The organism is Stackebrandtia sp. (assembly GCF_035643755.1).
Classification (GTDB): domain Bacteria; phylum Actinomycetota; class Actinomycetes; order Mycobacteriales; family Micromonosporaceae; genus Stackebrandtia.
The window spans coordinates 1-5,559 of sequence record NZ_DASQPW010000029.1; the positions used below are offsets into that span (position 1 = coordinate 1).

The following is a 5,559-nucleotide window of genomic DNA, read 5'->3' on the forward strand; positions in this document are numbered from 1 at the left end:
TAGGACGCGTCGGGGTCGGCGGTGACCCGCAGCGGCTCCACCGCCAGCTCCGAGATCATGGCGGCGGCGGCCATGTCGCCGCACGCGTCGGTGACGGCGGCCAGCCAGTTCGGCCCGGAGCCGGCCGCCCTGGCGCCGCCCGCGGCGGTGATCGCGACGCGCACCGCGCGGTACAGCTCGTCCCGGTAGAAGGAGTCGTCGACGGCGTCGAAGTACGGGCCCGACAGGTCGGGCCACTGCAGGGCGAGCTTCAGCGCCTCGCGCTGGCGGAGCTGGTACGGGCCGTCGGGGCGGCGCCGGGTCCGGGGGGCCTGGCGCGGCGCGGATTCGCGGCGGGCGGCGGCGCGCACGGCCTGCTGCACCACCTCGCGCTCCTCCCCCAGCCGGTTGGACACGTCCCTGATGATCTCCGTGCGCAGCTGGCCGTCGCCGACCCGCGCCACCGACGGGGCGATCGCGTTGAGGGCCTTGATCCGCCCCTGCATGCTGTCGAGGTCGAACTTGGCGATCATGCTCTCGATCGCGAACTCCACCAGCGGGTGGCGCCCGTCGATCACGTCGCGCACGGCGGCGTCGCCGGAGGCGATCCGCAGCTCGCACGGGTCCATGCCGCCGGGCGTCACCGCGACGTAGGTGCTGGCCGAGAAGCTCTGGTCGCTTTCGAACGCCTTGAGGGCCGCGCGCTGGCCGGCCTCGTCGCCGTCGAAGGTGAAGACGATCTCGCCGCTGGAGTTGATGTCCATCATGAGGCGCCGCACCACCTGTATGTGGCCCTCGCCGAAGGCGGTGCCGCAGGTGGCCACCGCCCAGGGGACGCCCGCCAGGTGGCAGGCCATCACGTCGGTGTAGCCCTCCACGACCACGACCTTGCTGGCCTTGGCGATCTCGCGCTTGGCCAGGTCGATGCCGTACAGCACGTGCGACTTCTTGTACAGCGGGGTCTCGGGCGTGTTGAGGTACTTCGGGCCGGTGTCGTCCTCGGCGAGGCGCCGGGCCCCGAAGCCGATCACGTTGCCGCCGACGTCGCGGATCGGCCACAGCAGCCGGTTGCGGAACCGGTCGATGAGCGAGCCGGAGCGCGCGGGCTTCGACAGCCCGCCCACCGTCAGCTCGTCGGGCGTGAATCCCTTGCGGCGCAAGTGTTTGGTGAGGGCATCCCAGGAGTCGGGGGCGTAGCCGCAGCCGTAGGTCTCGGCGGCGGCGCGGTCGAAGCCGCGCTCGGTGAGGAAGTCGCGGGCGACGCGGGCGGTCGGCTCCGCCAACTGTTCACTGTAGAACTTGGCGGCCTCGGCGTGGGCCTCCAACAGCCGCTGCTTTTGGCCCGGCGCCGCCGCCGCGCTCTGCGTCTTGCCGTCGGCGGTCTCGTAGTGCAGGGTCACCCCGGCCTTGGACGCCAGCTGCTCCACCGCCTCGGCGAAGCTGAGGTGCTCCAGCTGCGTGAGGAAGGTGATCGCGTCGCCCCCGGCGCTGCAACCGAAGCAGTACCAAAAACCCCGCGACGGGGTGACGTTGAAGCTCGGGGTCCGCTCGTCGTGGAACGGGCACAGCCCCTTGAGGTTCCCGCCCCCGGCGGACTTCAACGTGACGTGCTCGCCGATCACCTCGGCGATCGACACGCGCTCCCGCACCAGCGCCACGTCAGCTGCGCGTATCCGCCCGGCCACCGGCCACCTCCCTATGATTGTCGGGTCCATCTTGCCTCGTAGCCACGAGCGCGACCATCGGCGGCCCGGCATATCACAAGACGGGTGTCATAGCCGGGACCCTCGGGCTTGGCAATGATCCATAACAATCCGCTAGGCTGCCGAACCATGCCGGACCGTATGCCCGAGCACGATGAGTACCCACCACAGTGGCCACCACCCCCGTGGCATGCCGAACCCACGACCCGGCCCCAGTCCTCCTCCCCCGCCGCGGAATTCGAGGTCGCCGCGCAGCCGGAGTCCGAGGATGAGGAGTGGTCGCGTCGTTTCGAGGCGATGCCGCCGATGCCGTCGCAGTCCGGGGCGCCGGACGACAACTCCGACGTCGGCATCGACCCCCGGCTGTCCGATCGGACGCCGGTGGTGATCGAGCACGCGCCGCAACCGGCGCCGACGGCTCCCGTACCGGCCGCCGAGCCCGCGCGCAAGGCCCCGGCGCCGCCGCCGACGCACGCCCGCGCCGTCCGCATGACGATCTACGGCATCGGCGGCGCCATCGTGGTCGGCCTGTTGGCGGCGATCATCGTGATGGCGGGCGGTCGGCTCGGCCCCAACTCCGACGACGACACCGGTTCGGCCAACCCGCTGCTCAGCAACGGCAAGATCGACAAGAAGCAGTACGCGAAGCTGGCGGCCTCGGCCGGTAGCGCCGAGTGGATGAAGTGGCGCTACGGGGCCGCGGGCAAGGGCTCCGGCGGCACCACCGTCAAGGAGCCGAAGACCAAGAAGCTCCCCGGCAGCGGCGGCATCAAGCACGTCTATCAGGAGGGCGACGGCTCGTCGGCCGCTCACCCCGGGAATGTGCAGGGCCAGTTGGGTTTCGTGCCCGACGACGCCTCGAAGTCCGGCGTCGGCCACGTCACGACCATGGAGACCACGGACTCGACGCTGGGCTTCACGCCGCGTCCGGGCGGGCGCTTCACGGCCGACACCGAGGAGCCCGATCTCACCGGCAAGGGCGCCAAGTGCATGAGCGGCGCCTCCGACCACCTGGTGGCCGCCGATCGCGCCCACGGCAAGGGTTTCGCGGCCCAGTCGGTGCTGGCGTTCTCCTCCGGCGCCGTCGTCACCACCGGGATTTCGGGCGCCCAGAAGGGAACCTGCGTGTCCCTTCCGGACGGTAACGTGCCGACATCGGTGACCCTGACCCCGTCCAACGAGTTCGCGCTGGTCACGGTGTGGGACACCGCGCTGGTGCGCGGCCGGGTCGCGGTCATCGCGATGGGCGACAGCCCCGGCAACTACGCCTCCAGCTGGGCGAAGGTCTACCCCGGGCTGCCGGGCCCCGGCGATTTCAGCTTCTCCAAGCTGCTGGGTTTCGTGGACCTGAAGGACATCAAGGCACCCACCGCCATCGCCGCGGGCACCGACTACGCGGGCTCCAACGACACCCGGGCCGCGGCGAACCTCGCCGACGCCGGCACCCGTTCCAAGTTCTCCGGCGACGTGGCCAAGCAGGGTTACGCGGTGGTGGCGTCCCTGGCCGAGAAGCGTCTGGAGTGGATCGACCTGTCGCCGCTGCTGTCGGGCTTCCAGAAGGCCTACTTCTCCGGCGATTCGAGCGCCTTCGCGTCCCCGGGCACCGGCGCCAAGGACTGGCCGCCCACCTTCGCGACCAAGCCCGCCTTCGTCCCCACCGTCGGCGCCGACACCACACTCGACGAACAGCCGATGTCGGTGGCCGACGTGAACCGCACCGCCTATGTCGCCGACGCCGCGGGGACCGTGGCTTCCTATGACGCCGCCGATGTGGACAAGGTGTCGCGCGTCAGCACGACGCGGCTGAAGGGCGCGGTCACCTGTCTTCAGTCCACCTCGGACGGAAAGCAGGTGCTGGCCACCTCGCGCAGCGACAGCTCGGTGAGCTGGATCAGCGCCTCGGCCAAGGCGATGAAGGTGACCCAGACGCTGCGCGACAGCCGCCTGGTCGACCCGATCTGCGCCACCGACAGCCCGGCCAGCGCCTCGGGCACGGCCGCGCACGTGGTGTCCGTCGCCGACTATTCGGGGGCGCTGCGCACCTACCGCTACGGCAAGGGCGTGCTGGCCAACGGAACCAACGTCGACCTGAAGGCCGGTCAGTACGAGTACGGCGGGGACTACTCGCCCGCCGGCAAGCCCTTCGTCGTCACGGTGACCGCCGACAAGCTGTGATCACCCCGGTGGCGAATCGATCGGGGTCATGACACAGAACTCGTTGCCCTCGGGATCGGCCAGCACCACCCAGTGGACGTCCCTTTGTCCGATGTCGACATGGCGTGCGCCCATATTGACCAGTCGCTCCACCTCGGTGGCCTGATCGTCGGGGCTGATGTCAATGTGGACCCGGTTCTTGCGTTCCTTGTCGTCGGGCACCGCCATGAAGAGCATGCCCGGATAGGGCTGCGGGCCCTCCAGCACCCGCCTGTCGTCGGCGACGAGGATCTTTGGGAAAGCGCGGTCGGCGATGAACGTCTTGTCCACGCTTTCCCAGATCACCTCGTAGTCAAGGACTTCGGCCCACCAACGTGCCAGGCGACCGTGGTCGCGGGCGTCGAAAACCGTAGAAAACCAGCGACTGGCCACATGGAACTCCTCGGGTCGGCGGCGTCCCTCATGACTACAGGAAAAACCGGGCAGGGTCAACTACCGACTGTCAGAATGCGCCGCCTCCACCGCCGCCTGACCGGCCGCCAAGCGCGCCACCGGAACCCGAAACGGCGAGCAGGAGACGTAGTCGAGCCCGGCGGCGTCGAAGAACTTCACCGATTCGGGGTCACCGCCGTGCTCGCCGCACACGCCCAGGTGCAGATCGGGGCGGGCGGCGCGGCCGTCGGCCACCGCGGTCTCCACCAGGCGCCCCACACCCGAGGTGTCCAGGACGGCGAAGGGGGACGCGGAGAAGATGCCCAGCTCCAGGTAGCGCGGGAAGAAGGAACCCTCCACATCGTCGCGCGAGAAGCCCCAGCTCATCTGGGTCAGATCGTTGGTACCGAAGGAGAAGAAGTCGGCGTGGGCGGCGATGGCGCCGGCGGTCATGGCCGCGCGCGGCAACTCGATCATGGTGCCCACCAGGGCGTCCACTCCGGACTCCCTCAGGATCCGCTCGGTGGACTCGCGCACCAGCGCCAGCTCCTTGGCCTCGGCGACCAGCGGCACCATGATCTCCGGACGCGGGTCCTTTCCGTTGTCGCGCAAGCGGGCCGCCGCCTGGGCGATCGCCTTGACCTGCATCTCGTACAGGCCGGGGATCACCAGGCCGAGCCGCACGCCGCGCAGCCCCAGCATCGGGTTCTGCTCGTGCATGCGGCGCACGGCGGCCAACAGCGGCGCGTCGGCGGTGGCCGGGTCGGTGGCGGCGCGCACCTCGAGGTCCACAAGCGACGGAAGGAACTCGTGCAGCGGCGGGTCGAGCAGCCGGATGGTCACCGGGTAGCCGTCCATGGCGTCCAGGATCTCCACGAAGTCCTCGCGTTGCCGCGCGAGGAGCTCGGCCAGGATGGGCTCGCGGGCGGCGTCGTCCTCGGCCAGCACCAGGCGCTCCACCATCTCGCGCCGCTCGCCGAGGAACATGTGCTCGGTGCGGCACAGCCCGATTCCCTTGGCGCCGAAGCGCCGGGCTCGCGCGGCGTCGGCGCCGGTGTCGGCGTTGGCGCGCACGCCGAGGCGCCGCGAGGCGTCGGCGTGGCTCATGATCTGGTCCACCGCCTCGACCAGGCGGTCGCCCTCGGGGATGCGTCCGGTCTCGAAGTAGGACGCCACCGGGGACGGCTTCACCGGGAGTTCGCCGAGATAGACCGCGCCGCTGTCGCCGTCCACCGAGATGACGTCCCCTTCGGACACGGTGAGCCCGTCGTCGGTGGTGAAGCTGTCGGCG

Annotated in this window: 4 protein-coding genes; 1 reads left to right on the top strand and 3 read right to left on the bottom strand. The window is 70.3% G+C overall.

Annotation, left to right across the window (positions count from 1 at the left end; genetic code table 11):
• A partial coding sequence (gene dnaG / locus VE172_RS02310; protein WP_349258225.1) for a DNA primase occupies window positions 1-1,694 on the bottom strand: 1,694 nt, incomplete at its 3' end.
• Between the two features lie 117 nt (window positions 1,695-1,811).
• Here dnaG and VE172_RS02315 point away from each other — a divergent pair.
• Window positions 1,812-3,857 carry a hypothetical protein gene (locus VE172_RS02315; protein ID WP_324796579.1) on the top strand — a complete coding sequence of 682 codons (2,046 nt, stop codon included), beginning with the start codon at window positions 1,812-1,814 and terminating at the stop codon, window positions 3,855-3,857.
• Here the strand turns inward: VE172_RS02315 and VE172_RS02320 are convergent, their stop codons facing one another.
• Both VE172_RS02320 and VE172_RS02325 read right to left on the bottom strand, forming a co-directional pair.
• A complete protein-coding gene (locus VE172_RS02320) occupies window positions 3,858-4,268 on the bottom strand; it encodes a VOC family protein (RefSeq protein ID WP_324796581.1) in 411 nt (136 codons plus the stop codon).
• A 60-nt stretch (window positions 4,269-4,328) separates the two neighbouring features.
• A partial coding sequence (locus tag VE172_RS02325; RefSeq protein WP_324796583.1) for a putative PEP-binding protein occupies window positions 4,329-5,559 on the bottom strand: 1,231 nt, incomplete at its 5' end.

Excerpts from the sequence above, each read along its gene's own strand:
- VE172_RS02315 (WP_324796579.1), top strand. The coding sequence starts at position 1,812 with ATGCCGGACCGTATGCCCGAGCACGATGAGTACCCACCACAGTGGCCA.